Origin of the sequence: Siccirubricoccus soli (assembly GCF_024178315.1) — a bacterium.
GTDB lineage: Bacteria > Pseudomonadota > Alphaproteobacteria > Acetobacterales > Acetobacteraceae > Siccirubricoccus > Siccirubricoccus soli.
Window position 1 is genome coordinate 1 of record NZ_JAMZIK010000185.1, and the last position, 24248, is coordinate 24248.

A 24248-nucleotide genomic window follows, 5' to 3' on the forward strand; every position below is an offset into this window, starting at 1 on the left:
CGAGTGGGTGGACTGGTACAACAACCGCCGCCTCCTCGAGCCGATCGGCAACATGCCACCCGCCGAGGCCGAGGCGCGCTATTATGCCCAGCTCGACCCACCCGCTATGGCGGCGTGACCCAAGCAAACTGGCCTCCGGTGATCCCGGGGCGGTTCAGAGGTCGGCTGGCATAAACGGTCTCCGTGGCTTGCGCGCCATCTCACAAAAGGGATGTGGCCGTCTCTGGCGCGAAGCAACGAAGCCGTGCCGCAACGGATGCCAAGGACCGGGCGGATGCGCGCTTCGGGCAGGGCACGCTCCGGCCGCTCGCCACCGGCATCACCGGTCCCGGAGGGCGAGCCAGGAGCGCATGTCGCCTCGCAACACCACGCGGATTGAGGAGATCCTCGTCGCCCGGGCCTTGGCATCCCGGGTCATCTCTCTCATGGCACCAGCCAGCCCTCATGTCCGTTCGTGAACTTGAGGAAGGGCCGCAGGTAGGTCGTTCGCTCCGGTCCGGGCAACTGGTCCAACTGTTCCTGCACGGCTTTGGCGAGGTCCTCCTGGTCGACCCAGGCGCCCTGAATCAAGTCGGGGAGTATCGGGTCGAAGACCTGCACCTCGGCATCGGGGTATGTCGGCAGGAAGCTGGGGATGCCGGTTTCCGCTCGGTAGGACTCTCCCTTGAACATCGGCGGACGGTGCTTGTCTGAGAACATCTCGCTGAAGCCCCAGGGGCCGTCCCGGCGCCCCCTGTGGTCCCGCATGTCCTTCGTCGCCGCGTTCCGGCGGTGGAAGACGCACCTGTGCGTCCAGAGAATGCTGGGATCCAGCAGGAGGACCACCCAATAGGGCTGCCCGCACGCCCGGTCTTTCGCCCAGAACATCTCGAGGTTGATCGCAGAGATCGACACCGAGATGGCCCCGTCCTGCTCATCAAGCCGACATTGACTGCTCGCGTAGGCATTGACGTCGTCGCACTCACGCAGACGCGCACGGGAGAGAAGGCCGTGCTTCACGATGCCGGGCAGGTTATGAGCCTGCGTGAAGTGCATGAGGCACCCGATGCCGCGCTGTTCGACCTCCTCCTTGATAAGGTTCCTGCGGCGCACGTCCCTTTCCCTATCAGTCCAGCATGAAGGCGACACCAAGCGTCGCCAGCCGGTGAGCCTGCGCCTCTGGAGCCGCGCCTCCGGCGGCCCGACACGCCTCAACCACGGCGGCGAGGGCGGGCATGCCTGGGGCCGCGTAGCCAGACAGCACGAAGCCGACCATGCCCTCGGGGAGGAGCCCGTCAGCCCCGGCGCGGTCCGCGAGCACGCGCGACAGCGTCGAGGCGGCCGAGGACAGGGAGGCCACGCGGCAACTTGCCAGCAGCTTCGCCAATGCGGCGACGCCGTCCGGCTCGAGCGCCGGTGCCGCAAGAGCCGCTGCGCGCATGGCGCAGCGCCGAACGGCGTCGTCGGAGACGGGGGCGAGCCTCGCCTGCACCTCGGCGAGAAACGCCACCGCGGGTTCGGCTACCTCTCTCACGACCTCCCCTCCCCGGCCTCGTACATGGCGGCGACCCCGAGGTGGAGCAGCAGCAGCGCTCGGTCCTCGGCATCCGGCATCGAGGTGGTCCGGCACGCGCTCAGAAGGTCCGCCTTGCCATCGGTTGTATGCCGCGACGTGCTGGTGAGGATGATGGCGACCGGACCGCGGGAACGCAGCACGGCCATTGGCCCGAAACCAAGGTTCCGCTCGGGGATGAGCTTCTCGATCCGCTCCAGCGTGGCAAGGCGGTGCTGCTCGACGAGGTCCGCGAGCCTGTCCCGTGCGCCAGGCACGCTCTCCACGAGATCCGGAGCGGCGAGGGACAGCGCGCGTTCGGCGGCCCGGACGACGTCGTCCGTGGTGACCGCCTGAAGGCAGGCGCGGAGGGTGGTCAGCGAGCGCTGGTGCGGCGCCAAGTCGTCCTGGTGCATGTCCGGGTTCTATGCGCTGCGACCGTGGCCACACAACTCCAAGTGGTGCCGCATCCTTGCCCTGGGTCGGCGTCTCCTTGCGGCCGGGCAGCGCCAAGGAAACGCGGTCCCGGCTGGGACCATGCCGTTCCAGCCCCGAGATGGGGTGGTTTCGGAATTCTGATCGGATCGGGCGGGCCACGGAAGAGCGCCCCGCGAAGCCAAGGCTACAGGATTCCGTAGGGCGCCCCTCCCCGGCCCCGTGCCCCCGGCAGCAGGAGGGACGGCGCCGATGCCTTCCCCGGCAGCGGACCAGCGCGGCGGCCGCGCCGGACCCCGGCAAACGAAAGCCGCCCCGGCGGCGATCCAGGGCGGCTGGCGGTGTGGCGCGCGGCGGTGGCGGGTCAGTCGAGTTCGGCGAAGGCGAGCGTCGCGCGGACCAGCAGCTTCTCGAAGACGCGGAGCACGGCGTCCGCGTCCCCGCGCCCGGCCCGGACCAAGGCGGCGTGGACCTCCTCGCGGTCGAGGGCGGCGGCATGGTCGCGGCGCAGGACGAGCGCCATCAGGTTGTCCTCGCAGGCGACCTCGGCCAAGTCGGCCGGGCGGGCGCTGGCGGCGACATCCGACGCGGCGGCGGCGAGCTCGCGGCCGTAGGCGACCAAGCGCGCGACGGCGGCCTCGTCGGCCCGGAAGGAGGGGACGCGGCCGAAGGCGAGCTCGGCGGCCCGGCGGATCTCCGCATCCGGGGCGCAGCCGGTCTCCGCGGCGAAGCTGGCGAGGGCGCGGCGTCCCTCGGAGCCACCCCGGCGCGAGGCGATGGCGAGAGCGGAGGCTGTCATGGCGGCCGGGATCGCCGCGCGTGCGGCGGCGTTGGTGCGGGTGATGACGTCGAGCATGGGGCCCTCCCGGACGGTGCGGGGCACGACAACCGGCCCCGGCTGCTGGCGGTGTTCCCGCCTCCTGGCCGTCCGGCGGACCGGGCGGCCAAGGGACAGGGCGGCTCGGAGGCCGCCCGCTTCTGTTATTCAAGCTGCCATCAGGCAGCGGCCTCGAACCAGCCCTCCTCGAACCAAGTGAGGATGTCGGCGGCGACCCGCTGCGCCGGAACCGCGGCATCAGCCAGCCGTGCGGCGTCGTCCGCGTTGCGGGTCAGCGTGTACTCCTCAGAGTGGTGGATCTCGTCGCTCCACAGCGCGACGCGGGCGATGAACTCGCCGTCCTCATGGCGGGTCACGGCGAGCCCGTGGGTGGCCCACTCGACTGGAGCGCCGGTGAGCTTGGCCCGGAGGGCGGAGACGGCAAAGGTGATGGCTGCCTCGGCGTCGGACGACGACGCGCCGGTGGCGGCGACGTTCCGGTGGACCTCCTGGCTGGAGCAGGAGACGCCGTAGGCGTAGCGGCCGGGCAGGCCGTGGTCGTCGGCGCTGCGGAAGACGATCTCGGCCCCGGGGACGCCGAGGGCTGCGAGGGCGTCGGCATCGAGTTCCTCGTCGGAGATGAAGCAGGCCCAGACGTCGAAGGCGCCCGGGAGAGCGTCGCTGTTCGCGACCGCGCGTTGCAGCTCGGAGAGGACGCGCAGCTCGGCGCCCGGACCGTGCTCCTGGGCGGCCACGAGGACGCCGCCCTTGGCGGCAATGGCGACGTGGTGGGTGATGGCGTTGGACATGGAGGTTTCCCGGCCTGCTGGGAGCGGTTGGTTTGTCTCCGCTCTCCACAACCATAGAGTAATAGGCTCAAAGGGCATAATCAAGACGAATATGCGCGCCGAGTGCACTATTTTCAATCCGTTTCACCCGAACCCGGCGCCACCATCAGGCGCCCGTGGTGCTGTACTGCCTACCCGTGTTCGTCTTCCGAGGCCGGGTTGTCGAGGGCGGCGTCGATGACGACGCCCTTCGCCGCCACCTTCTCCGCCATGAAAGAATCAAAGGAGCCGTCGGCGACCAGGTGCTGCACGAAGACCGCGTTGCGCTGGCCGATGCGGTGCGCGCGGTCCGCGGATTGCTGCATGATGCCGGGCGTCCGTCCTGCTCGGCAAACAAGACCGTGCTCGCGCGTGTCAGCGTGATGGCAACCCCGCAGGCCCGCATGCTGCCGATGAAGACCTTCTTGCGGTCCTCCTGGATGTCGGCCTGCGCGGCCCCGCGGTCCGCCTCGTCGGTCGCGCCGGTGATGATCGCGGGATCGTAGCCCGCCGTCCGCAGCCCGGCGGCGAGGAGCGCGATGACGTCGGCATGGTGCGCGAAGACCAGCACGGCGTCCTCGACCTGGCGCAGCACCTCGAGCAGGTGCTCGAGCACGAAGGGACCTTGGCCACCGTGGTGGCGTGCCGGAGCGCACTCATCTCGTGGAACGCGGCCGCCCTGGCGCACACTTTGGACGCGGTTTCACCCGCTGCTCCCTCGGCGACCCCGCGCCGCCCCAGTTCATTCCGCGCGGCCGCGGCCCACTCGGCCATGAATGACCTTGGCCTGGCGGATAGCGGCGTCGGACTGCGACGTTGGCGGCCGCTCGCAGACTTCGATGTGCTGGTGCAGCTCATCGACCGTGAGCTGGCCGAGAACTTCGGGGTCGAGGCACATGCGCGCGTACTCCGCGAAGCCCAAGCTTCGCGCCTCGTCCGTCGCGCCCGGACCCGGGAAGCTCCGGCGGCTCGTGCGGCCGAGGCACGAGATGACACAGTTTGCGTCGCCACTCCCCGCTTTCGTTGTGACCAAGACCCGGTCGTCGAACCTGAGTGCCATGTCCCCTCCCCTCCTTCAGCTAGCCGCGTCGTGCCGGGCGACCAGCAGCGCGACGATGGCGTCGCAGTCCCCGGCCAGGCGCCACGGATCGAGGCGCCGGGCGCGGTCCGCGATCTCGTTCCACCGGCTGCGCCAGCGGTCGTAGCTCTCGCCATCACCGGTTTCCTCGGCGAGCCGCATCGAGCGCCATGCGCGGTCCAGTTCCGTCGTCAGCCGGTCGCTACGACGCCGCAGCCGGTCGGCCTGCAGGCGCAGGCATCGGACCTCCACGCGGGCGCCGAGATCGGCTGGCAGGGGCTGGTCGTGCATCTCGCTCCTCCGACGGTGCACTCTCCCGGCGCCATCAACTCCAAGGTAATAGGCTCGTGGGGCAAAGAAGAAGGAGGTTGAGTGCGCGTGGCGCACTTTTTCTGCGTCCGTTGCCAGTCCGGCCATCACGCTCGGGGGCAGGACACCAAGACGCCCGTTGTGGGCGAGGAGGCAGGGATGTTCGGGATCATCGGAAGGGTCAGGGATCCGGTGCGGCGGCTTCTCGATCTCGACGGCCCGCGCGGTCGGGAGGCCGTCGGCGCCATTGTCGGCGGCTTCGACCGGCTGCTGCACGACCGGGAAGTCGGAGAGCCGCTCTGGTCCGAGCATCCGAACTACACCGACGCCGTCGCGCGCGTGGACTTCGGCGAGGTCCGCTGGCAGGGGCTGCACGATCCACTCGAGCTGCCCGGCCGCGGCCGCCTCATGGCCGCCTTCGCCGCTGGCTACGTCCGGCCGGACCGGGTGGCGTCCCGCGTCGCCTGGGCGGCGAACACCCTCCAGCACACCGTGCCCTGGTCGCGGGTATACATCGGTCCGGCGCTGTGGGTGTGTTGCCTCGACGACGGGAACTGTCCCGTGGGCGGGCGGGACTTCGGCGGCTATCACGCGAGCTACACCGGCCAAGGCAGCGTCATCCTGCTCTCTCTCGAGCGCAGGGCCGACGCCTTCCACGAGGTCACGCACCACGAGGCATGGCACGCGGCCGCCGCGCTCATGCGGCCGGAGGCCCTTGCCGCCGTGGACGAGGCGACCCGTAAGCGGGGCGACGACTGGAAAGGAGACGCCTACCTCTGCACCCCGGACGAGCGCCGGGCGCGGGCGTACCAGCGCTTCGCCACCCTGGCCGACGAAGGCTTCGACATGACGGCGCCGCTGGACTTCGAGCGGCCGGACGCGAAGGGTGTGTTCTGGTGGCTCTACTCCGGCGCCTTCGCCGAGCGCGTCCAGGACGAGGCGGCGAGGAGGGCCGGATGACCGACCTGGTCACCGCCCCCGCCCCGCCCGCTTCCGAGGGCCGGGGCGCCTGGGTGCTGGCGATGTTCGGGGTCCGGGGCCGCGACCGCGTCGTGCCGCCGGAGGCCATCCGGCTCACCCCGGCCTCGGCGGCCGCGATCATCAAGCTCGAGGCCGACTGCGTGACGGTGTTCGCGCGACTGCCGGACGGCAGCGAGTACCGGGTCGACTACTACCCGGTGGAGCGGCTGGCGGCGTCCCTCGTCCGGCGCCGCGACGACACCGGCGCCGGGTAGCCGGTCCGACGCCAAGGAGGCCGCTGCGCACGATAGGGGCTGAACAAGTGAAGCGCAGCGCTCCCTCCCCTCCCCTCGCCCTCGCCGCCCGAGCCGGTGGCGGGGTTCCCACGGAAACCGCAGGAATGCTGGGCTTCCGGGCCATCGGCGGGTCCGGGACACTCCCCGGGAACCATAGGCTGCCGCCTGCGGTCTGAAACGGGGCTCAAACCCATCGCCGAGGGCCGAAGAAGCCCTCGGGCGCGTGGCGCTCCCGGATGCAACCGGGCTCAACGGACCCAGAGGGATGCCCGGGGAAGCGCAACGCACACCTCGCACCCGATTGACACGATGGCAGGATGCGGCCGGGGAACCGGTCCCAATGGGTGCCGCATGGGTAGCATGGTCATGGCCCCTGAAGAGGCAGTTCGCGCGCGGGTTTGAAACCGGGCCGACGTCGTGCGGGCCGGACACGGGAGCAGGGAAGGGTTTTCCGAGAAAATAACGATAAATCAAAGTCTTATGACGTGTGGCGACCGGATGACCTAAGAATATCATCAATCTGATTCCGAGGCGCCGCTGCGCGGTCTTGCCTCGGGGGCGCAGGCGCCCCTGCGGGGCTGTCCGCCGGGAGCGGGAGGCGAGGCTGGGCCTGCCTAGCACCGACCGCTGACGGCACCACGCCCGGACCAGGGTTTTTCCGGAAAGGTGTGCCGGAACAGTAGGTCAGCTGGGATGGGGTCCGGATGACGTAAAGATCGTTCCGGGTGGCCCCTGCGGGGCCCTGCCATCGGGAGCGTAGGCGGCCCCGGCAGGGGCCGTCCATCGGAGACAAAGGGGATGGCCCGGCTGCTCCTTCGGTCTGGCGGATCTACGAGGAGCAGCCGAGCTGGCGGGGCCGATGAGCCGCTCCGCGGCGCCCGGCAGTCACCTCCCGGCCAGCGCAGGCCCTCCGGGGCGAAGCCCATGCCCGGCCCGACCCGGCTGGCGGAGGGAACGCCTTCGGACGGTCGGCCCACGTATCGTGCCGGAGCGAGGCGGTGCCCACGCGGGACGGGACGGTTCAGCCCTGGTGGACCACGTCCTCGTCGGACCGCAGCCCGGCGCGGGCGGCCTGAAGGCGGCCGTGCTGCGGCCGTTCCCGGCCAGCGGGGCGCCCCCGGGACGAGAACCTCAGTCCGGGCCGGAGGGCGTTGCCGTCGCGGTCGGCGAGCATCGCGCCGTACCGGACGAGCGGGGACTGGCTGGCCGAGAAGATCGCGCCGCAAACGGCGTCGGCGCTGTCGTTCGACCGGCCGGGGGGTGGTCGACCTTGTTCTTGCTCCGGACGAACTCGAGCTGCGCCAGCTCAACGCGGAGCAGGTCCGAGTCCGGCACCCCGTCTTCCTCGGAGGGGAGCGCGACGCGGTCCTCGTAGAGGGCGCGCCGGAGGTAGTCGTACGGTTCGGTGGTCCGGTCCACGGACTGCTCGAAGGCGGATGCCAGCCTTGCGGAGGGTCTGGACGGAGTCACGGGACTGGAAACCGTCGAACGTCACCTGGACGAGGTTCACGCCGTGGAAGCTGGCAAGCTGCACGAACCAGGCGCGGAGGTCGCCGAAGTCGACGTGCTTCGGCGGCAAGTGGGACCAGGCGGAGGAGGTCTACCGGAACATCACCCGCCGCCGCCGGGGGCCGGGGCTCCTCCATGGGCGTCCTCGTCTTCTCCTCGTCCACCCGGTACACGGCGGACTTCCTGGACCGGCGCATCGACGAGGCCATCCAGAAAGCCGAGAAGAACGTCGTCCACTTCCGGCACAAGCAGTACGAGGTGAAGCCCCAGTCTACGGACAGGACCTCGAGCAAGACGTTCAGGTTGCTCGTTGGCACTACCGACTACCCGAGCCGCATCCTCGCCGACTGGGAGACCGAGGCCGACCTGCCGGAGGGCGCCCACGTCGAGAAGGTGCCGGAGCGCTACCGCGTCGACTTCCAGCGTGACCCCGACGCCGCCCTCCGCGACATCTGCGGCATCGCCTCGGCCTCGCTGCTCCCCTTCATCGGCCAGCGGCACAAGATCCTGGCGGCCGTCAGCCGCGGCGCCGAGCCGGAGCACCGGCTCCTGCCATGGACCGGGCGCACCGTCTGGGAGCTGGCCAACTCCGAGCAGGGGATGCCGCAGATCATCGTGGACAACCTCGGGCCAAAGGCGGCACGCGAACTGCCCCACTTCGCGCACGTGGACCTGTCCATCAGCGGCGACCGATGCGGCGGTGCCCTGGCCCGGCAGAACGGCACCTCCGTCGTCGAGAACGCGCCTGGAGTGTTCAGCCACGCCCCTTTCTTCGAGGTCCCCCTCGCCATCGCCCTGCAGCCCTCGACGCAGAGGCCCGCCGAGGTGGCCGCCTTCGTCGACATGTTGATGACCTGATAGAAATTGATCTCGTCGTTCATGCCACCCGGCACGGTGGCGCCGATCGTCGCGTTCAGCGCGGCGAGCGAGGGGGCGACCTGCAGGTTGCCCTCGATGTCGAGGGTCTCCTCCTTGAGCTTATACCAAATCCCCGAGAGCATGACTCGTTGGGGGTTCCTGTGCTGCCTGCGGGCTGATTCAACATGGCGAGCAAGGGAGGTTCGCCATGCCCATCCCTCTCCGGGCCGATTTCGGCTCCGCTGACCTGCGATCTGCAGCGCGGCAGACGAAGGACGCCTCGCAGGCCCGTCGCCTCCTGGCGCTGGCTGCCATCTACGATGGAGCATCGCGCACTGAGGCAGGGCGGATCGGCGGGGTGACGCTGCAGATCGTCCGCGACTGGGTGCTGCGGTTCAACGCTGAGGGTCCTGGCGGGCTGATCGACCGCAAGGCGCCGGGTCAGCCGTCGCGGCTGACCGACACCCATCGGGCGGCGCTGGCGGCGGTGATCGAGACCGGGCCGACGCCCGCCATCCACGGTGTGGTGCGCTGGCGGCTGGTCGACCTATGCCAGTGGCTGTGGGAGGAGTTCCGCGTCCGGGTGGCCAAGCAGACCCTGAGCCGCGAGCTGCGCGCCCTTGGCTACCGCAAGCTCTCCGCCCGGCCGCGCCACCATGCCCAGGCCGAGGGCGCGGTCGAGCATTTTAAAAAACCTTCCCCGCCCTGCTGGCAGAAGTTGCGCACGCGCAGGGCGTCGAGCCCGCCGCGATCGAGGTCTGGTTCGGCGATGAAGCCCGGATCGGGCAGAAGAACAAGGTCACCCGCCGCTGGGCCAGGCGCGGTACCCGGCCCGCGGCACCCTCCGACCAGCGGACAGCCTCGACCTACATCTTCGGCGCCGTCTGCCCCAATGAGGGCAAGGGCGCGGCCCTGGTGATGCCCCGCTGCAACACGGCGGCGATGAGCCTGCAGCTGGCCGAGATCGCCGCCGCGGTGACGCCGGGCGCCCACGCCGTGCTGCTCCTCGACCGAGCCAGATGGCACATGTCCGACCGGCTCGAAGTGCCACCCAACCTCACCTTGCTCCCACTGCCGCCGAAATGCCCCGAGCTGAATGCCATGGAGAACGTGTGGCAGTTCATGCGGGACAACTGGCTGTCGAACCGTGTGTTCCAGTCCTACGAGGCCATCGTCGGCCACTGCTGCTATGCCTGGAACAGACTCGTCGACCAGCCCTGGCGCATCATGTCCATCGGACTGCGCGACTGGGCGCATGGGTTCTGATCAGCGGGATTTGGTATTACTCCAGCGCATGAAGCGCCGGGCGAAGGGCATGGCCGAGAACATGGAGCGCAGGGACCGGTAGAGGACGCGGTCGGTCACCTTCCCCATCACGCTCTGGAGCGGGAACATGATGATGGTCGAGGGCGACAGGCCGTAGAGGCGCTGGGGCTTCTCGAAGCGCGAGAACTGGTAGAGTTGGAAGAGGTTGGTGACGGTGCCCACCACCGTCTTGCCGGTGCCGATGGCGCCTCCGAGATAAGCTTCGTGGACCGGCTCCTCGCCGACCCAGACGTCCCTGTTGATGAGGTGGAGGTCCTCGCGGAGCGCGGGCCAGATCGTGAAGTCGGGGTCGCCGCCGAGGAAGTCCGGGCTCTCGACGAACTCGTCGATGGTCACCGGCAGCCGCTTCATGCCCATGGTGAGCTGGCGGAACGGAACCAGGTTGTTCTCGACGATGGCCTGCTCGGCCGCGAAGCGGAGGACCGCCTCCATCCGCTTGTCGCCGCTGGCCTCGGCCTTGGCGACCTCGCGCTCGGCGAGCAGCTTCACCGCGATCCGGAGCTTCTCGGCGTCCGGCTTGGCCCGGGGCGCTGGCAGGTCGGGCGGATCATGCTCACGCGGCGCCCTCCCCTTTCCCTGCGCCCGTCTCCACCGGCTCCTCGAGATCCCCGGCGATGTCCCAGGCTCCGTTGAGGATGTCGCTGATGGAGTCCGCGAGCTTGGCGGCCGCCGCGCCCTCGCTGGTCGCCTCCGCCGCCTGGGGGGCGGAGATGGTGACCGTGTTGAGGTAGCCCCACTCCTTCAGCGTCTTCATGGCCGCCGTCTCGGAGTTCAGGGCGACCTCGAGGGCGCGGGCCTTCTCGTGGGCCTTCGCGGTCGGGCTCTGATAGAGGTGCCATGCCGCCGCGCGGATGGCCTTGTAGTGGTTCAGCGTCTCGCCGAGCAGCGGGTACGGGTTAGCCCTGGAGGGTCGAGACGTCGCGCCACTCGACCGCGAGGGCGCCGCGCTGGATGGGGGCTGCTGGGCGGGTCATCGATGCATCCATGTCGTCCGCCACTGCGGTCCTCATGTGAGGATACCACCGCCTCTGGCACCGGCGAAGGGCGTCGCGCAGGTTTGTTGAGGAAAAACATGCGTGTCCTGCGTTTTTTCGGCTCGGTTTCATTCGTGGCTTGCCAGCGCCCAGGCGACATCCATCCCACAGGCCCCCGCTCCCGGCGGGCCGAGGGAGGAGAAGGACATGCGCTTCCTGCAGTCCGTCGTCGCCGCGATCCGAGCGTCGCTGCAAACCGTTCTCGAGGCCGTCACCACTTGGACACGCCGCGGCGGCAAGTGGGTGATAGAGACCAAGCTGGTCCAGAAGACCCTGCCCGACGCCCAGGCAGCCGCCGACTGGGCGGGCGACCTCGCGGGCCGCGCCATCGCCGCGACCCCGGGCGCGGCCTGGACCGCCACCAAGCTCACCGCCGGTGGCGGCTGGGCCGCGACGAAGTTCGTGGGCCGCAATGCCCGCGATCACGGCCCCGGCGCCGTCAAAGCAGCGATGAGGGGCACGGGGAAGATGCTGAAGACGACCGGCAAGGTGGTTGCGGCGCCCGTGGTGTTGCCAGTGAAGGGCGCCGTCGCGGTCACCACCGCGGCAGCCGGTGCCGTCGGCGAGGTCGGCGCGGCGCTTCTCTCGCCTCTTGGTCGCGTCCTTGGCGGCGGTGGCGGGTCCGTCCCGACGCCCCCTCCCCCGCCCGCGCCCCCGGCCGAGGCGCCCAAGGCAGAGGTCGGGCAGGGCGATTCGGACGGACTGACTGCGGCCGAGCGCGACCGGCGCGAAGTCGCCATCGCCGTGCGCCGGGCTGTCCGCGCCAAGGGCCGCGGCGAGGACCCCTCCGAGTTCCTCGAGGGGCTGCGCGATCAGGTCGACGACGAGCGTCTAAGCTCGCTGGAGGTGTGGGTAGACCAGCTCCGGGCCGACGAGCTCAAGACCGTAAGCCAGACCAGCCTGAACCGGCTGGAGGCCCACCTCGAGGGCAAGCGCAAGCTCACCGGCGTCCCGAGCGTCGAGGAGGCGGTTGAGGCCGCCATCGCCACCGAGCGCTCGCGGCCCTTCGCGACCAAGCTCAACAAGGTCCGCGCGGCCACGATGGAGCGGACCAATGGCCTCGGCGCCGGGATGCCCCCGCGCCGCGCGACCCGCGACCTGCTGAACGACGAGTATGCGGCGAGCTGACTGGCTCGAGGCGGTGATTGTGGGGGCGCAAAGGGCTATGTCCTTTGCGCCTCTTCACATATCGTAGGCTCAAAGGGCATAGGCTCGGCGGGCAAGCAGGGGGGCGCGGGGATGATGAGGCCAAGCATCGAGCCGAAGGTGAAGTGGTCGGCGGAGTACATCCGGATCGCCCTGGATAACGCGGAGTTCGCCAGGGATCCCGCTGAGCGCGAGGAGTGGCTGACCATCGTTGGCAAGATGCGACAGGGGATCTGGGTCAGCTTCCCGGACCGGCGGACCCCCGAGGAGGTCGAGGCCGACAGGGTCGAGGCCGAGGCGCGTCACATCCGCTACCTCGAGGAGGCTTGGCGCATCCCGGCCGCCGTCCGAGGGCGCTACAAGCGCGAGGACTTCCCGCTCGGGGCGTCGAGCCGTGACCGTCTCATCGCCTTCGCGGGCCGGGTCCGGCGCGACATGGCCGAGGCCGGACTGACCGCCGCCGACCGGCCCGCCCGCTGAGCCGCAGGAGGACCGCATGCCGATCCCGAACAGGCCGGGCGCGGCTGCCCACCGGCTGCTCCACTCGATCCAGGAGGCGGGGCGCCCGCTCCGTATGACCGAGATCCGGGCGCTCAACCTGACGCCACGGACGGTCGCGCAGGCCGTCGAGGAAGGGCTGGTCGAGGTCGCCGCTCGAGGGCACTACGTCCCGGCTGGGGCCATCCCGCCGGAGATGCGCGACTACGCCGAGCTTGCCCTCCGCTACCCCAAAGGGGTCTTCCGCGGGCCGACGGCCGCCTGGCTGCACGGGCTGATCGACGAGGAGCCCGAGGTCATCGAGCTGGCGACGCCGCGCAGCGTGTCCCGGCCGGACAGCGACGCCGACATCCGCACCGCCAGCGGGCGCCAAGTCTACATGCCTATCCTGAGCGACGCCCGGTTCCAGTGGGGCGTCCAGGCCATGGCCTCCGGCCCCAGCGGCTTCTGCCCACCGCTCGCCGTGACCGAGCCCGCGCGGACCGTCGCCGACCTCGGCTTCTGGCGGCCGGAGAGCTTCGGCCAGCCTGGGCAGGTGCCCGACGCCGCCCTCGTCCCGGCGCTCCGCAGGTTCCTCGAGCGCGGCGGCTTGCTAGACGAGGTCGAGGAGGCAGCCCGTCTCCTCGGCGTTGGCGAGGCGAGCCGCCGCGCCATCCTCGATACCGCCGCGGCTGAGGCCGGGGCGGAACCCATGCTCCTCCCCGGCCGCTGAAGGACCCCACGATGGACAACGAACTCGCACAGGCCCTCCGGCGGGAGCTGCTGGAAAAGGGCGCCGCCGTCGTCCACGGCGCCGACGACAAGAGGCTTTTCCTTGTCCACTCCACCGCGATGCAGATGACCGGACAGGGGATCCTGATGGCCTATGAAGGGGGTGGAACATTCTTCTGGGCCTACGCTAGCGACCAGAGACCCCTGAACCGGTTCCGCCTCACCGCCGCCGGGTTCCGCATCGACTTGGCGGAAGCCATTCTGCAGATCGTCGGCGACCTCGAGCTCACGGAGCCGGAGCTGATTCACCAGCGGGTGCCGGGCTCGGGCGGAAGGCGCTGAGCAAGCACATCTAAACCAACACAAGAAGACAACAAAAAGGAGAAACGCCGTGAGCTTCATGTTCCGCCTCGCCCTGCCCGTGCCCCGGGCGCCGCAAAGCCAGCCATCCATCCCGGCTCTCCGCCCGGCGGTCCGGACCGAGGTCCCCTCCGCGCCCCCTCCCCCGACGTCCCGGAGGCGGCGTGAGCGGCGCCGAGGACATCGTCCTGACCCCGGCGCAGCGCGACGTCCTGCGCCGGATGGCCGAGGACCCCCGGCTCCGCTTCAAGGCCGTGGGTTCCGAGGACTGGGCCGCGCTCGAGTTCCGGTCCGATCTCTGCGCGATGTGGCTGGCCTGGCGGGACGAGAAGACGAAGCAGTGGCGGGTCACCGCCGCCGGGCAGGCGGCGCTCCGGCGGAAGGGCGCACCCGTTTGAAACGGTGCCAATTCCGAGTTCCTTGCGCGCAGCCAAACCCCCGCCGACACTACGAATCCTAGGCGCAAGTTTTCCGCTGGATGAGCCGCGAGGCTCCGGTTGCCAGCCCCCTTTCGTGCGAGGTCGTCGTGCATCCGGACGCCCACGCGTGGTCCCTCGGGGACGCCATTCCCCCTTCCCTGCTGTCCGATTTCGAGCGTGGCGTGCTCGCGGCCAACCTTGACTGCCCGCTATCCCCGGGTGAGCGGAAGTGGGCCCGCGACGAGGCGGCCGCCCGGGCGGTCCTCGAGGGGCGGGCGCGCCTCGCGTGGTCCTGCGACGACGACGGCGACGAGGGGTGCCTGGCGTGAGCGAGCAGCGGCTCCCCTCCCCTTCGCACGCCGCCCGGTACCGGACGACCCGCGCTACCGCGAGGCGGTCCTCCGCACCGCGCACCGGCGCTACCGGGCATCGAAGGAGACCCCGCCGACGGCCGACTGGAGAGGCGTCGAGGCGGCGTCCCGGGCACCCAAGCTCGGGCGCATGCGCCCCGCCGTGCCGGTGGCGGCACCCGACGCCGCGCCGATCACCCTCCCCTCGATGACGACCGCCGAGCTGGCGGCCGCCATGGGCCGGTTCGAGGGCGCCCTGAAGGGGCGGCGGAGCGCGGGCCGGTTCCCGCTGCCGAGCCACCGCTCGCGGCTCCCAAGCGAGCGCCTCGACGGCCTCTACACCGTCGGCGTCGCCCGCCGGATCCTCGCGGCCTACGCCGCCCACGCCTTCAAGATCGACAAGAGCAAGCTCGGGACATCCATTCGCAACGGCGAGTGGCAGATGATCCGAAACCCCAGCCACCCGCTCGGCGCCGGGTTCATCGACGACGGCGACACCGCCGTGACCTACGGGCGGAAGCGCGGCCTTATCACCGGCGGCGGCTCTTCCTGGCGCCTGGATGAATGCGACACCCGCTTTGGCGGACTCAAGGAGATCACCCGGCGCTTCTACGAGGATCCGGAGCGCTGCGGCGCCTTCCGGACCCGGCTCGTAGGCATTCAGCGGCAGCATGCTGGCCTCCCCGCCGAGGGCTGGTTCTGATGGAGGGACAGATGAGGGTCGCACGCACGAACCTGAATCAGGGCGCTGGGTTCGGCAAGGCCGAACCAGCTTCCGGCCTGCTCCAGGTGCTCTACGCGCTGGCGAGCGGCGACCAGTCGGGCACGTCTCTCGACGACTGGAGGCAGGGCGCGAAGGCCCATCAGATCCTCCGGGACTGGGCATCCCACCAGAGCGACCGGAACGAGGCCGCCGTGCGCGTGGGCTGGTAGGGCGCCGACCTGGCCTGCGACTGTGACTGCGGCATCGAGTTCACCGAGAAAGCCGCGCCGCCTCTGCCGTCGGCCGTAGAGATACCGGTCGAGGAGACCTCGGCAGCGGTGGCCCGACCGGCCGGAACCGAGTGGACGAGCTTCGAGCACGTCTAATCACATTTCTGGACCGACGACGAATGACGCTCCGGACGCCCAAGCGGCTGCGCGGACCCAGCGAGGCGCACCGCTGGGCTCCGTGCCAGGAGCGCAAGGTGGCGGTCCGCGTGGGCGGCCGGACCACGAAGGCGTCTTGGGCAGAGGGCTTCGAGAAGGGCGACGTCCGCCTGCGCGGCGTGGTCCGGGTCGAGGCCAATACGACGACGGCCGCCTCCTTCTCGGTGACCCGGGAGATGGCGCGGAAGATCGAGGAGGGCGCCTGCGCCGCCGGGGAGGTACCCGCCATCGCCGTCGAGCTGCTGCCGCGCGACGGGCAACCCGCCGTGCGGCTGCTGGTGGTGCCGGACTGGGTGCCGGACTGGGTGCTGGACGGCATCGTGGGGGTCCGCGAGGAAAGCGCGCCACGCGCGCTTTCCTGCTCCCGTTGCAAAGGTTGACGGTGAAACCCGTGGCAAATATCGTCCCCCACCGCATCGGAGGGCGGGCGGATGGCCAAGGCAGCGTCTGGCGGCAGAGGGGGCAAGGCGAAGGCGGGGGCCGGGGGCAAGGCGAAGTGGACGCCAGCCTCGATCTCGCCGCCGCCGCGACAGAAGAAGGCGTCGCCAAAGCAGGTCGCGGCCGCGACGCCGAAGGCCGCCAGCTCGCAGGCGGCCAAGCCGCCGCCGCCGAAGTGGCTCGCCTCAAAGGTGGCCGAGAAGGTCGGCAAGGCGCCGGAGGCCGCCAAGCCGGTGCAGTCCGCGCCGCGCGCCGAGGGCAAGGATAGGGGGGCAGGGGACATGCCAGTTCAGACGATTGAGATCGTGGCCGAGGCCGGGGCCTTCCGGGTCGGGCAGATCGTGGTCTTCAAGGGCTACGCGGACCCGGGGGACGCCGCGAGCGGGGTTCTCCGCGCGGGGCAGCGGGTGAAGCTCCTCAAGTCGGTCGAGGACGGCGGCTGGGCGGCCATGCCAGTGGACGACAAGGGCGAGGCGCTCGAAGGATTCGCCACCGCCGAGAGCGTCTTCGCCGAGGAGATCGAGTCCGAAGGGGCGGCCGCCGCGGCACGCCCGCAGACGCTCTCCGTTCCCGGCTTCGGGGCGGGGAAGGGCGGGCAGGCCCGCTCAAGCGACGCGCCGGAGGAGGGGCGACCGGCGGGGACCGCGCTCGCGCCGGTGGCACCGTCGACGCTCGCGCGCACCGCGACCCCTGGCGAGATGCCGACCGGCTCGACCATCCTGACCGAGCGCGTGAAAGAAATCCTCGCGCATGAGGACGCGCTGGAAGCCGCCAAGCGGCTCGCCTCGCAGATCGAGAACAGCTACTTCAGCTTGGGCGGGATCCTGGCCCACATCTACGAGAACAACCTTTACCACCTCGCCGGATACGAGGGGAAAAGGGGCTGGCAGTCCTACGTCGAGAACGAACTGCAGGGCGTCGATTACCGGCGCGCGATGTACTGGATCGACATCTACCGCACCCTGACTGCCATCGGCGTTGACGAGAGCAGGCTCGCCGCGACCGGCGTCGGCTGGTCGAAGATCAAGGAAATCGTCCGCATCGGCCGCCTGAAGGACGAGAAGGGGCGCCCCGTCGGCGACAAGATCCTGAAGGAGAACTTCACCCACCTCCTCGAGGTCGCCAAGGAAAAGACCCGCGACGAGCTCGCCGACTACGTCCGCACCGCCTTCGTAGAGGCGCAGAAGCCAGGGCCTATACCGGAGCAGGACCGCGCGTCCCGGATCCGCAAGACGATCCAGTTCCGTCTCCTGCCGCCGCAGGCCGAGGCGGTGAACCGCGCCGTCGAGGCCGCCAAGGCCACGGCGAAGACCGAGGACTCGGAGGTGGCTCTGGAGCAGATCTGCGTCGAGTGGGCCCTCGGGCACGAGGCCATTGAGCTGCCGCTGGAGGATGCCGTCCGCGTGCTCGAACGGCGATACGGTGTGAAGCTCCGGGTCGAATCCTGAGTCGGGCAAGGGGGCGGGCGTCGACCCGCCTCCGTGCCGATTTTGAAACTACAACTACCAGTTTCAAAAAACACTTGACCGCGTGAGCCCTGGACGTTTAGATCGCGAGCATGGGGCCGACGCCCCGTCCTCTACAGGAGGGAGGGCACCATGCGCGAAGCCAACAAGATCGCTGCGGGCACCATGGGTGCCGTCGGAATGCTGGGCGCCGCCGCCGTCTCCATGGCGATGTCGGCCGCCGCCGCCCGCCGCGAGGCGAATGACGTGGAGAACCTGGCTGGCTGGGTCGAGTACTGGCAGACCCGCGCCCTGCAGGCCGAGCGTCGCCTCGTCGCCGAGCGCGCCCAGGCCGCGGGCAGCCCCACGCTCCGCCGGGCGCAGGCTCGGGTCCGCGACCTTGAGGACCGCGTCGAGCTGCTGGTCGACGAGAACGACGACCTGCGCGACCGGCTCGCGCGCCTCCACCCCCAGGCGGTCTGATGTCACTCCCCGCCTTCGACGGGTGGGGGGTGGTCCCCGCTAGCCTCGACGACGTCGTCACGCGCTACCGCGACGAGGTTTGCCTCGGCCTCGCCACCGGCCGGGAGCTGGATGGCGCAACCGGCTACGTGGATCCGCTCGACGGCCGCGACCAGCTAACCGCCTGGAGGGCTGTAGCCTTCCGCTACGCCGACGGCTCGCTCTCCCTGGCTCTGCTCGGCGACTCCGCCAGCCTCGCCGGGGCGCCGCGCTTGGCAGTCCCCGTGATGGCCGTCAACCAGGACCGCAGCCTCGCGCGGACCGAGGACGGCGAGGTTCTCCAGCTCGGCGAGCCGGGCAGGGGCGAACCGCCGAAGCGTCACCTCCTTGCCCTCATCGTCGAGCTGCACCGGCGTGGCCTTGGCCACGCGCTCGGGATCGTGGCCCTGGCCTGACGTGGTCCTGCGCTCCGACCGGTGAAGCCAGCGTATTTCGCGCGCCTCACGCACTTTCCTGGCGCGGTTGCAACGTGCCGCCCTCGAGGACGCGGAGGCAGGGCCGGTTGACCTCGGCGAGCACGGCGAGGGCGTCCGGCAGCGTCAGGCGCCCGAGGTCGAGGCTCCCGTGATCCGGGTGCCAGCACTCGGTGCCGGACCGGCGCACGCCGCGAAGACGGGAACGCCGTCCTCGATCCCGAGGAGGCGCAGCCCGTAGGCCGTCCGGCCGTGGAACCAGGCTGGGCCATGGTCCCTCGTTCGCTGGACCTCAAGGCCCGCCGCGCGCATCGCCGTGGCGACGTCGGCGAGGATGCCGAGGAAGGTTGGCGCCCGGTCGTCGTTGGCGGCGGTCGCCGACCGGGCGAGGCGGAATGGGCTCATCGGGCGGCCCTCCGAAGGGGGAGAGATCGGCGGACCCACTCGCCGTCACGGTAGTCGATGCTACCTCCGTCCACCTTCACCCAGCGGTACGCATACGCCTCCCAGCCGCAGCCACTCCCAGACCTCGACGGTGGCTTCGCCGCCGTCCCAGAGCACGAGGTCGGCCCCGACAGTCCAGTCGGCGCCGGTTTTGGTGAACCTCGCACTGCGGATGGATGTGCAGTAGGACGGAGTTCCCGGGGGCAGGGCGGCCCCGAGTGCCTTGTCCACGAGCGCCTCCGCTTCAGAGACCTGCCTGTGTTCGGCCGGGGCGGGAGCGGTGGCGGCGACTTCGGCCTCCGGAACCCAAGCGCCGCGCCGCAAGTCCCAGCGATGCACGGTGCCGCACGAGAACACGGTCCGCTCAACGGCGCCGTGCGGCACCGTCGCCAGCACACGTTCCCAGGCGGCCCCGACCGCGCGGGGCAGGGGGACACACACGAGCCCCTCGACGGGAGCGCCATCCTCCTCAAGGACCGTCGCCAGGGCGTCGCCGTGCTCGGGATCCATCCCGGCCGGGGCGATGGCCATGGTCCTCGTCGTCAGGTGCCTGCCGAGGCCGACGAGGACGCGGTCGGCGCGCATCTCCATCTAGTGGGCAGGGACGCCGATGCGGGACAGGGCGACGGTGATGGCAGCCAGCGGCGCCATGCCCGCTGCCTTCGGGCTCGCCGGGGCGGCCTTCGGCTTCCGCTTTCCGGGCGTGGCGGCAGCGGGCTTGGCGAACCCGAGCGATCCGCGCACCCAGGTGCCGTCGCGGAAGACGAGGCCACGCTCGTTCCCCTTCGTCCAGTGGACCCCATGGCTCTCGTAGCGGGGGCGCTGGTCCCAGACCCGGACCGTGGCCTCCTCCCCGTCCCAGAATTCGAGGTCCGCCTCGACCGTCCAGTCCCGACCGGCAGCGACGTAGCGGGCCGAGCGCACCTCCCGCCAGTACGGGGGCGCACCGGCGCGCAGGGCCGCCGTCAGCACCTCGAGCACGACAGCCTCGGCCTGCGGGTCGCGGCCGTTCCCGGCCGCGCGCAGCCGCTCACCGGCCGCCAGCAGCTCCGCCTTGGCCCGAGCCTCCTCGGCAACCAGGGACTCCTCGAACTCGCGCAGGCCCTCCTCGGTCACGAAAACCACCCTGGTCCGGAGGTGGCTCATGGCGCAGGCGGCGTCGAGCCGCCGACCGTTCCTGTCGGCGCCGCTCGCCTGTATGCCGTCGGCCAGCCACAGGGCGAGTTCCGCCATGAAGGAGTGCAGGCTCGCCCGCTCCACCGCGGACGCCGCGGCCTCCCAGTCCTGGCGGCAGATCCGGAGCCCATCCTCGGCGTTCGGTACGTCGCCCGCCGGGATCCATCCCTGCTCCAGGACCTGCGCTCCGCGCCGGAGCAGCTCACCGGCGAGAGCGTCCTCACCGGACGAGGCATCCTCCGAGGCGGCAGGCGCCGGGGCCGCACGGGAGGGGACCAAGCTCTGCATCCGGGCGGCGAACGCCTCGGCCGCCTCGGCTGTGCGGAAGCGACCCTTGGCGTACATCGGCACCTCGTGCTCGGTCTCGAGGACGCGGATGTTGCCGAGGTCGTTGAGAGAGACGGAGGCGCAGGCGCCCCACCGCTTGGTCCGCTTGAGGTAGAGCGGTGCCGCCATGCCGTTCGGCTGGCCAGCGGCATCAGTGTGCAGGTGATCGATGGCGACGAGCTTCCCGCTCTGGGCGTGGTCGCCGACCACGAGGAACGTCGTCTCGGACATGGTGCTGGCCCTCCCTGGCCTAAGCTGCGGCGTATGCTACCTACAGCAAAGGTATCAGGCTGATAGGGCAAAGGCTAAGGTTTCGATGCGCGACACGCACTTTTTCGGCTCCGTTGCAGGGCGCTGGAGTGTCAGCCCCCGCTGGCGGCCGCTACCGCCGACGCCTCGACCCGGGTCCGCATGCCTCGATGCCCGGCGACAGGACTCCGGCGACCCGCTCCGCCTCGCAGGCGTCCTCGTCCCGGCCCGCGCCGGTGAACTGGTGCGACAATATCATCGCCAGCGCGAATACGGCCTTCAGGTCGCCGAGGGCCTCGCCCATCGCCGCCAGGGTGATCTGTTCGATGCCGAAGGCCCGTGCGGTGGACGGGGGAGGGACCAGGGCCAGCGCGGCCGCCACCGCCTCGAACGCCGCCGCGCGGCACTGCGGCATCATCGCGGCGGCCTCCGCGGCCCGGCCGGTGGCCGCGAGGTCGTCGGCCGTCCTGATCGGGCCGCACCAGTCGGCGGGGAACGTGCGCTGGCGGGCCATTCGGAACCTCCTCAGGCGACCTTGCGGCCGTGGACCTGCGTCGCCGTCAGGGTGACGATGTGTTTGCGGCGGGCAAGCGAGAGCAGCTTTGCCTCAGCCTCGGACGCCTCGATTGAGGCGAGCAGCCGGTCGGCAGCCTCGCGCCACTGCGACAGCCGCATGCGGCGGGTGCCTGGGTCGCCAGCACCAACGCGGCGGTCCTCCTGGTGGCGGGTGGCGTAGATGCGATCGAAGCGAGCCCTCTCCAGCTGGTCGGTCGAACCGGCGACATCGTAGGCGAAGTGAGCTTCCTCGTAGGCGGAGAGGTCGAACGGCCCCCGCTTGGTCCTCCTGCGGGCCGACGCCTCGACGAGCCTCGTAACGAACTCCACGAAGGCGCCGGTGGCCCCGCGCTCGGAGACCTCGCGCTCCATGTCATCGAGCGACCAGACGTCGATGCTGGTGGGCACACCGAGGTCCCAGCGCTCGACGTTCGACAGCCAGAGGGCGCGGAGGAGCTCGTAGCTGGCGGTCACGTTCCAGCGGCTGGTGGCCCACTTCCACGCCTTGGCCGCCATCACCGGCTTCACGGTCATCTCGTGCCCATGCACGACGCCGTCCTGGATCCGGTAGAGCCGGTTCATCTTCACCCCGAGGAAGGGGAGGTGCACCGTCTTCGGGTCGAACGGCGCCTCGGGCTCCAGGAGGTGGTCGCGCGGCGCCGCAGAGAGCGCGAGCACGTCCCGCTCGCTCCAGTGCCGGTCCGCCTCCAGGCGGTGGTATGGCATCCGTTCCCGGACCCAATCCAACACTGCGTTCAGAGCGGTGAGGGGGTTGGCGTCCTTCGGCAGGCCGAGCCACCGGCTCGCCTGCTCGAAAGGGACGTCCCGAAAGTGAGGAAGGATGCCGTCCTCGTAGGATTCCTTCTTCCGCGCCGCCACGAGTTCCATCAGCAGCCAGGCGCGGACGTGGAGGGCGGAAGGCGCGTTCCGGAGATCGGCGACGGGGATGCGGGCGTGCAGGTCCGGCTCGCGCACGAGGCGCTGGGCCTTCCCGAGCCGGACCACCTTGCCCTCGACCTTGGCGGGAACACGCGCGTGGGCGCGGGCGGTGACGCGGGAGAGGAGCAGGAGGGCGCCTGGGAGGTCGCGCTGCGGGACGCCAGCGGCAGAGGCCACGTGGTAGATCGGCAACTCCGTGAGGCCTTCGCCGCGCCTGCCGGTCGTCCCGGCCGCGATCAGCAGGGCGTCCAGGGCGAAGAGGTCGGGCGTCCAGCGAGCGGGCGACTCGAGCTGCAGCCGGGGGTCGTAGGCGGCCACGACCTCGGCGCACTTCGACCAATCCTTGGCGGCCCCACGGACGACGGACTCCATGGGCAGGGGGATGGGCTTCCCCTTCAGGGCGGCCTTCGCGGCGCGCTCCTCACGGGCCGCGCGTTCGGCGGGTCGCTCAAGCCGGACGTATACCTTCCACTTGCCCGTCATCCCCGCCCTCCCCGGCGCGAAGTCCTAGCGCCCCAAGGATTCAATCACGGACGCGCGAATCACAAGCAGCTTGCGGCCTTGATTTTTGGCTTCGCGCTGACGAGGATTCCTGTAGGCGATCGTCGCCGCACAGCCGGGGAGGCCGGGATGGGCCAGGTGGTCGGGTTCCGCGCGCGGCGCGGTGTTGGGCGGCCCCAGCTGACCGAGGCGGCGGTTATCTCCCGCGCGGCCGCCGGTGACGGCATCGCCTGCATCTCGGTCGCCGACGCCCCGGGCGGCGGCTCCATCATCGAGTACGACTACGCGGGCGCGACCCGCTTGCGCATCGCGGCGCCGATCAGGCTAGCAATTCCGGCCGACCGACTCACCGAGGTCGCCCGGCTCGTGGCCGGGGCGCTGGACGAGCAGATGCGGACGCTCGGGCGGCCGGACACCGCCGTCTGGTCGGAGAGAGTGGGCAGGTTCGCCCGGCGGCTCACCAGGGTGCGGGCGAACCTGCGGGCGACGGAGCGCGAGCGGATGGAGGCCCTCCAGGCCTGCCTCGAGGCCAACTTGGCCCGCGAGGTCGCCGCTGAGCTGGCGGCCCTCGCCGCCTCCCACGCCGACACCCTGGAGGCGGCCCACGTCACGGCGCCCTGACGGACGAGGGGCCGGGACGGACCCGGCCCCCGGCGGAAACCGGTGCCTGGACCGGCTCAGCTGGTGAGTTCCTTGATCGTCCACATCACGCTCTCCTCGAGGGCCGTCAGGCCGAGGGAGCAGTAGCGGCCGGGCTTCATCTGCTCGACCAGGGCTTCGAGCTCGGCGGCCTTGCCCTTGATGGCGTCGTGCAGCGCCTTCTCGTCCTCGGTCAGGGGCCGGAACCGGCTCACCTAGATCGGCGCGTCCGGCGTCCCCTCGAAAATATGCGTCATGCCTTGGCTCCAAGCCGCGGATGCGCCACGCCCAAGGACCGAGGTGCCCGTTGCAAGGGAATGCGCCAGAAGAACTTATGGCATTGCCATAGGAATACTTCAGACGCTCAGGATAACTGTTGCAAATTCTTGGTAAGGCTGTCGATTTTTTAGAAAAACGTGCACGTAATTCTTGCGCGTCCGGCTGACCTCGGGGACCCTGGTTGCAGGCGATGGCACCAAGGGACCGACGAGATGGCGAAGGCGAAGCGAGCTGACGGGGACCCGACCCGACGCCCTGCCGTCGGTGATAATCGTCTTCGAGGGCTGAACATGCACCTGAACCAGAGCGACATCCCCGCCGACCTGCTCGAGCGCGCGGCCGAGGCCGCGAACCGTGACCGGCGCAGCATGGTGGTCGGGCACCACCCTCGCTTCGGCTGGGTCTTCCGCGACGAGGCCGAGTGGAGCTTCATCCCGGGGCTGGTGGACGTCGCCACCGTCGTCCCCCGCTGGCCGGTTGCTGCATGACCCCGCCGAGGCCGGTTCAGGACTTCTCGATGGAGGCGGCCCGGCTGCACGCCCGGCTGGGCGCGCATAGCCTCGCGGGGGCTGCCCTACCTCGCCCGCTACGACGAGGCGGAGGACCGGATCCGGGAGCGATCGGGGATATCTGGATCGCGCCCGCCTTCTTCGCCCACGGCGGCGCCGCCGGGATCCGGCGGGAGGCTTGGCGCCCAGCCCACGACTC

34 protein-coding genes are annotated in these 24248 nt (G+C 70.5%); 18 read left to right on the forward strand and 16 right to left on the reverse strand.

The features are described 5' to 3' along the window. Window positions 1-423 precede the first annotated feature (423 nt). The 8 genes from NJ376_RS24430 to NJ376_RS24465 all read right to left on the reverse strand — a co-directional run bounded on the left by NJ376_RS24430 (window position 424) and on the right by NJ376_RS24465 (window position 4979). Window positions 424-1092 carry a DarT ssDNA thymidine ADP-ribosyltransferase family protein gene (locus tag NJ376_RS24430; RefSeq protein ID WP_252955895.1) on the reverse strand — a complete coding sequence of 223 codons (669 nt, stop codon included), beginning with the start codon at window positions 1090-1092 and terminating at the stop codon, window positions 424-426. A gap of 13 nt (window positions 1093-1105) precedes the next feature. Next, on the reverse strand, window positions 1106-1513 hold the full coding sequence (locus tag NJ376_RS24435; RefSeq protein WP_252955896.1) for a hypothetical protein: 408 nt from the start codon (window positions 1511-1513) through the stop codon (window positions 1106-1108). Further along, window positions 1510-1947 carry a hypothetical protein gene (locus tag NJ376_RS24440; RefSeq protein WP_252955897.1) on the reverse strand — a complete coding sequence of 146 codons (438 nt, stop codon included), beginning with the start codon at window positions 1945-1947 and terminating at the stop codon, window positions 1510-1512. Before NJ376_RS24440 ends, NJ376_RS24435 begins: the two co-directional genes overlap by 4 nt. A 383-nt stretch (window positions 1948-2330) precedes the next feature. Next, a complete protein-coding gene (locus NJ376_RS24445) occupies window positions 2331-2822 on the reverse strand; it encodes a hypothetical protein (protein ID WP_252955898.1) in 492 nt (163 codons plus the stop codon). 140 nt (window positions 2823-2962) lie between these two features. Then, on the reverse strand, window positions 2963-3592 hold the full coding sequence (locus NJ376_RS24450) for a hypothetical protein (protein ID WP_252955899.1): 630 nt from the start codon (window positions 3590-3592) through the stop codon (window positions 2963-2965). A 145-nt stretch (window positions 3593-3737) separates the two neighbouring features. After that, window positions 3738-4226, reverse strand: coding sequence for a C-terminal helicase domain-containing protein (locus NJ376_RS24455; protein ID WP_252955900.1), 489 nt, complete (start codon window positions 4224-4226; stop codon window positions 3738-3740). A 126-nt stretch (window positions 4227-4352) separates the two neighbouring features. Continuing rightward, a complete protein-coding gene (locus tag NJ376_RS24460; protein WP_252955901.1) occupies window positions 4353-4670 on the reverse strand; it encodes a hypothetical protein in 318 nt (105 codons plus the stop codon). A gap of 15 nt (window positions 4671-4685) precedes the next feature. Then, window positions 4686-4979 (reverse strand): hypothetical protein, encoded by a 294-nt coding sequence (locus tag NJ376_RS24465; RefSeq protein ID WP_252955902.1) that lies wholly within the window; start codon window positions 4977-4979, stop codon window positions 4686-4688. A gap of 177 nt (window positions 4980-5156) precedes the next feature. Here NJ376_RS24465 and NJ376_RS24470 point away from each other — a divergent pair, with 177 nt between their 5' ends. From NJ376_RS24470 to NJ376_RS24485, 4 genes are all read left to right on the forward strand, one after another. Next, window positions 5157-5957, forward strand: coding sequence for a hypothetical protein (locus NJ376_RS24470; RefSeq protein WP_252955903.1), 801 nt, complete (start codon window positions 5157-5159; stop codon window positions 5955-5957). Further along, complete coding sequence (locus tag NJ376_RS24475) at window positions 5954-6232, forward strand: hypothetical protein (RefSeq protein ID WP_252955904.1); 279 nt, start codon at window positions 5954-5956, stop codon at window positions 6230-6232. The genes NJ376_RS24470 and NJ376_RS24475 overlap by 4 nt, the downstream gene beginning before the upstream one ends. 1665 nt (window positions 6233-7897) lie before the next feature. Next, complete coding sequence (locus tag NJ376_RS24480; RefSeq protein WP_252955905.1) at window positions 7898-8620, forward strand: hypothetical protein; 723 nt, start codon at window positions 7898-7900, stop codon at window positions 8618-8620. Between the two features lie 208 nt (window positions 8621-8828). Beyond that, a protein-coding gene (locus tag NJ376_RS24485; RefSeq protein ID WP_252955906.1) for an IS630 family transposase occupies window positions 8829-9886 on the forward strand; the annotation gives its coding sequence in 2 pieces (ribosomal slippage) (window positions 8829-9315 and window positions 9315-9886; 1059 coding nt in all). On the opposite strand, the gene NJ376_RS24490 is transcribed toward NJ376_RS24485, so the two are convergent. Further along, complete coding sequence (locus NJ376_RS24490) at window positions 9887-10435, reverse strand: hypothetical protein (RefSeq protein WP_252955907.1); 549 nt, start codon at window positions 10433-10435, stop codon at window positions 9887-9889. A gap of 64 nt (window positions 10436-10499) precedes the next feature. Next, entirely contained in the window at window positions 10500-10700 is a 201-nt protein-coding gene (locus tag NJ376_RS24495; protein WP_252955908.1) for a hypothetical protein, read from the reverse strand. A gap of 427 nt (window positions 10701-11127) precedes the next feature. On the opposite strand from NJ376_RS24495, the gene NJ376_RS24500 reads away from it, so the two are divergent. The 12 genes from NJ376_RS24500 to NJ376_RS24555 all read left to right on the forward strand — a co-directional run bounded on the left by NJ376_RS24500 (window position 11128) and on the right by NJ376_RS24555 (window position 18413). Next, window positions 11128-12108: a hypothetical protein gene (locus tag NJ376_RS24500; RefSeq protein WP_252955909.1), complete on the forward strand. Its 981-nt coding sequence runs from the start codon at window positions 11128-11130 to the stop codon at window positions 12106-12108. Between the two features lie 114 nt (window positions 12109-12222). Then, a complete protein-coding gene (locus tag NJ376_RS24505; RefSeq protein ID WP_252955910.1) occupies window positions 12223-12606 on the forward strand; it encodes a hypothetical protein in 384 nt (127 codons plus the stop codon). A gap of 16 nt (window positions 12607-12622) precedes the next feature. Then, complete coding sequence (locus tag NJ376_RS24510; RefSeq protein WP_252955911.1) at window positions 12623-13336, forward strand: type IV toxin-antitoxin system AbiEi family antitoxin domain-containing protein; 714 nt, start codon at window positions 12623-12625, stop codon at window positions 13334-13336. A gap of 11 nt (window positions 13337-13347) precedes the next feature. Continuing rightward, entirely contained in the window at window positions 13348-13677 is a 330-nt protein-coding gene (locus NJ376_RS24515) for a hypothetical protein (protein WP_252955912.1), read from the forward strand. A gap of 182 nt (window positions 13678-13859) precedes the next feature. Further along, window positions 13860-14093, forward strand: a complete 234-nt coding sequence (locus tag NJ376_RS24520; RefSeq protein ID WP_252955913.1) for a hypothetical protein — start codon at window positions 13860-13862, stop codon at window positions 14091-14093. Window positions 14094-14173: 80 nt separating this feature from the next. Continuing rightward, window positions 14174-14443: a hypothetical protein gene (locus tag NJ376_RS24525; protein WP_252955914.1), complete on the forward strand. Its 270-nt coding sequence runs from the start codon at window positions 14174-14176 to the stop codon at window positions 14441-14443. A gap of 172 nt (window positions 14444-14615) precedes the next feature. Next, a complete protein-coding gene (locus NJ376_RS24530) occupies window positions 14616-15167 on the forward strand; it encodes a hypothetical protein (RefSeq protein ID WP_252955915.1) in 552 nt (183 codons plus the stop codon). An 11-nt stretch (window positions 15168-15178) separates the two neighbouring features. Further along, window positions 15179-15397, forward strand: a complete 219-nt coding sequence (locus tag NJ376_RS24535) for a hypothetical protein (RefSeq protein ID WP_252955916.1) — start codon at window positions 15179-15181, stop codon at window positions 15395-15397. 254 nt (window positions 15398-15651) lie between these two features. Then, window positions 15652-15993, forward strand: coding sequence for a hypothetical protein (locus NJ376_RS24540; RefSeq protein ID WP_252955917.1), 342 nt, complete (start codon window positions 15652-15654; stop codon window positions 15991-15993). Window positions 15994-16044: 51 nt separating this feature from the next. After that, the gene (locus tag NJ376_RS24545; protein WP_252955918.1) at window positions 16045-17499 is read left to right on the forward strand and encodes a hypothetical protein; all 1455 of its coding nucleotides are present in this window, start codon (window positions 16045-16047) and stop codon (window positions 17497-17499) included. Between the two features lie 150 nt (window positions 17500-17649). After that, window positions 17650-17979 carry a hypothetical protein gene (locus NJ376_RS24550; protein ID WP_252955919.1) on the forward strand — a complete coding sequence of 110 codons (330 nt, stop codon included), beginning with the start codon at window positions 17650-17652 and terminating at the stop codon, window positions 17977-17979. Further along, complete coding sequence (locus tag NJ376_RS24555) at window positions 17979-18413, forward strand: hypothetical protein (RefSeq protein ID WP_252955920.1); 435 nt, start codon at window positions 17979-17981, stop codon at window positions 18411-18413. Before NJ376_RS24550 ends, NJ376_RS24555 begins: the two co-directional genes overlap by 1 nt. Window positions 18414-18557: 144 nt before the next feature. Here the strand turns inward: NJ376_RS24555 and NJ376_RS24560 are convergent, their stop codons facing one another. The 5 genes from NJ376_RS24560 to NJ376_RS24580 all read right to left on the reverse strand — a co-directional run bounded on the left by NJ376_RS24560 (window position 18558) and on the right by NJ376_RS24580 (window position 22604). Further along, the gene (locus tag NJ376_RS24560; RefSeq protein ID WP_252955921.1) at window positions 18558-18836 is read right to left on the reverse strand and encodes a hypothetical protein; all 279 of its coding nucleotides are present in this window, start codon (window positions 18834-18836) and stop codon (window positions 18558-18560) included. Window positions 18837-18896: 60 nt separating this feature from the next. Continuing rightward, window positions 18897-19460 (reverse strand): hypothetical protein, encoded by a 564-nt coding sequence (locus NJ376_RS24565; RefSeq protein ID WP_252955922.1) that lies wholly within the window; start codon window positions 19458-19460, stop codon window positions 18897-18899. Between the two features lie 6 nt (window positions 19461-19466). Beyond that, complete coding sequence (locus NJ376_RS24570; RefSeq protein ID WP_252955923.1) at window positions 19467-20609, reverse strand: hypothetical protein; 1143 nt, start codon at window positions 20607-20609, stop codon at window positions 19467-19469. Between the two features lie 151 nt (window positions 20610-20760). Then, window positions 20761-21141 (reverse strand): hypothetical protein, encoded by a 381-nt coding sequence (locus NJ376_RS24575; protein ID WP_252955924.1) that lies wholly within the window; start codon window positions 21139-21141, stop codon window positions 20761-20763. A gap of 11 nt (window positions 21142-21152) precedes the next feature. Next, window positions 21153-22604 carry a hypothetical protein gene (locus NJ376_RS24580; RefSeq protein WP_252955925.1) on the reverse strand — a complete coding sequence of 484 codons (1452 nt, stop codon included), beginning with the start codon at window positions 22602-22604 and terminating at the stop codon, window positions 21153-21155. 147 nt (window positions 22605-22751) lie between these two features. Between NJ376_RS24580 and NJ376_RS24585 the strand changes: the two genes are divergently transcribed. Next, the gene (locus tag NJ376_RS24585) at window positions 22752-23243 is read left to right on the forward strand and encodes a hypothetical protein (RefSeq protein WP_252955926.1); all 492 of its coding nucleotides are present in this window, start codon (window positions 22752-22754) and stop codon (window positions 23241-23243) included. A gap of 56 nt (window positions 23244-23299) precedes the next feature. On the opposite strand, the gene NJ376_RS24590 is transcribed toward NJ376_RS24585, so the two are convergent. Continuing rightward, window positions 23300-23476, reverse strand: coding sequence for an Acb2/Tad1 domain-containing protein (locus NJ376_RS24590; RefSeq protein ID WP_252955927.1), 177 nt, complete (start codon window positions 23474-23476; stop codon window positions 23300-23302). A 276-nt stretch (window positions 23477-23752) separates the two neighbouring features. On the opposite strand from NJ376_RS24590, the gene NJ376_RS24595 reads away from it, so the two are divergent. Beyond that, on the forward strand, window positions 23753-24028 hold the full coding sequence (locus tag NJ376_RS24595) for a hypothetical protein (protein ID WP_252955928.1): 276 nt from the start codon (window positions 23753-23755) through the stop codon (window positions 24026-24028). Window positions 24029-24248 lie beyond the last annotated feature (220 nt).

Bases quoted from the DNA above. Each gene is read 5' to 3' on its own strand.
- NJ376_RS24440 (WP_252955897.1), bottom strand. From the start codon at position 1,947: ATGCACCAGGACGACTTGGCGCCGCACCAGCGCTCGCTGACCACCCTC.
- NJ376_RS24445 (WP_252955898.1), bottom strand. From the start codon at position 2,822: ATGCTCGACGTCATCACCCGCACCAACGCCGCCGCACGCGCGGCGATC.
- NJ376_RS24450 (WP_252955899.1), bottom strand. From the start codon at position 3,592: ATGTCCAACGCCATCACCCACCACGTCGCCATTGCCGCCAAGGGCGGC.
- NJ376_RS24460 (WP_252955901.1), bottom strand. From the start codon at position 4,670: ATGGCACTCAGGTTCGACGACCGGGTCTTGGTCACAACGAAAGCGGGG.
- NJ376_RS24465 (WP_252955902.1), bottom strand. From the start codon at position 4,979: ATGCACGACCAGCCCCTGCCAGCCGATCTCGGCGCCCGCGTGGAGGTC.
- NJ376_RS24470 (WP_252955903.1), top strand. From the start codon at position 5,157: ATGTTCGGGATCATCGGAAGGGTCAGGGATCCGGTGCGGCGGCTTCTC.
- NJ376_RS24475 (WP_252955904.1), top strand. From the start codon at position 5,954: ATGACCGACCTGGTCACCGCCCCCGCCCCGCCCGCTTCCGAGGGCCGG.
- NJ376_RS24480 (WP_252955905.1), top strand. From the start codon at position 7,898: ATGGGCGTCCTCGTCTTCTCCTCGTCCACCCGGTACACGGCGGACTTC.
- NJ376_RS24495 (WP_252955908.1), bottom strand. From the start codon at position 10,700: ATGAAGACGCTGAAGGAGTGGGGCTACCTCAACACGGTCACCATCTCC.
- NJ376_RS24500 (WP_252955909.1), top strand. From the start codon at position 11,128: ATGCGCTTCCTGCAGTCCGTCGTCGCCGCGATCCGAGCGTCGCTGCAA.
- NJ376_RS24505 (WP_252955910.1), top strand. From the start codon at position 12,223: ATGAGGCCAAGCATCGAGCCGAAGGTGAAGTGGTCGGCGGAGTACATC.
- NJ376_RS24510 (WP_252955911.1), top strand. From the start codon at position 12,623: ATGCCGATCCCGAACAGGCCGGGCGCGGCTGCCCACCGGCTGCTCCAC.
- NJ376_RS24515 (WP_252955912.1), top strand. From the start codon at position 13,348: ATGGACAACGAACTCGCACAGGCCCTCCGGCGGGAGCTGCTGGAAAAG.
- NJ376_RS24525 (WP_252955914.1), top strand. From the start codon at position 14,174: ATGAGCCGCGAGGCTCCGGTTGCCAGCCCCCTTTCGTGCGAGGTCGTC.
- NJ376_RS24530 (WP_252955915.1), top strand. From the start codon at position 14,616: ATGCGCCCCGCCGTGCCGGTGGCGGCACCCGACGCCGCGCCGATCACC.
- NJ376_RS24535 (WP_252955916.1), top strand. From the start codon at position 15,179: ATGAGGGTCGCACGCACGAACCTGAATCAGGGCGCTGGGTTCGGCAAG.
- NJ376_RS24545 (WP_252955918.1), top strand. From the start codon at position 16,045: ATGGCCAAGGCAGCGTCTGGCGGCAGAGGGGGCAAGGCGAAGGCGGGG.
- NJ376_RS24550 (WP_252955919.1), top strand. From the start codon at position 17,650: ATGCGCGAAGCCAACAAGATCGCTGCGGGCACCATGGGTGCCGTCGGA.
- NJ376_RS24555 (WP_252955920.1), top strand. From the start codon at position 17,979: ATGTCACTCCCCGCCTTCGACGGGTGGGGGGTGGTCCCCGCTAGCCTC.
- NJ376_RS24560 (WP_252955921.1), bottom strand. From the start codon at position 18,836: ATGAGCCCATTCCGCCTCGCCCGGTCGGCGACCGCCGCCAACGACGAC.
- NJ376_RS24565 (WP_252955922.1), bottom strand. From the start codon at position 19,460: ATGCGCGCCGACCGCGTCCTCGTCGGCCTCGGCAGGCACCTGACGACG.
- NJ376_RS24570 (WP_252955923.1), bottom strand. From the start codon at position 20,609: ATGTCCGAGACGACGTTCCTCGTGGTCGGCGACCACGCCCAGAGCGGG.
- NJ376_RS24575 (WP_252955924.1), bottom strand. From the start codon at position 21,141: ATGGCCCGCCAGCGCACGTTCCCCGCCGACTGGTGCGGCCCGATCAGG.
- NJ376_RS24580 (WP_252955925.1), bottom strand. From the start codon at position 22,604: ATGACGGGCAAGTGGAAGGTATACGTCCGGCTTGAGCGACCCGCCGAA.
- NJ376_RS24585 (WP_252955926.1), top strand. From the start codon at position 22,752: ATGGGCCAGGTGGTCGGGTTCCGCGCGCGGCGCGGTGTTGGGCGGCCC.
- NJ376_RS24595 (WP_252955928.1), top strand. From the start codon at position 23,753: ATGGCGAAGGCGAAGCGAGCTGACGGGGACCCGACCCGACGCCCTGCC.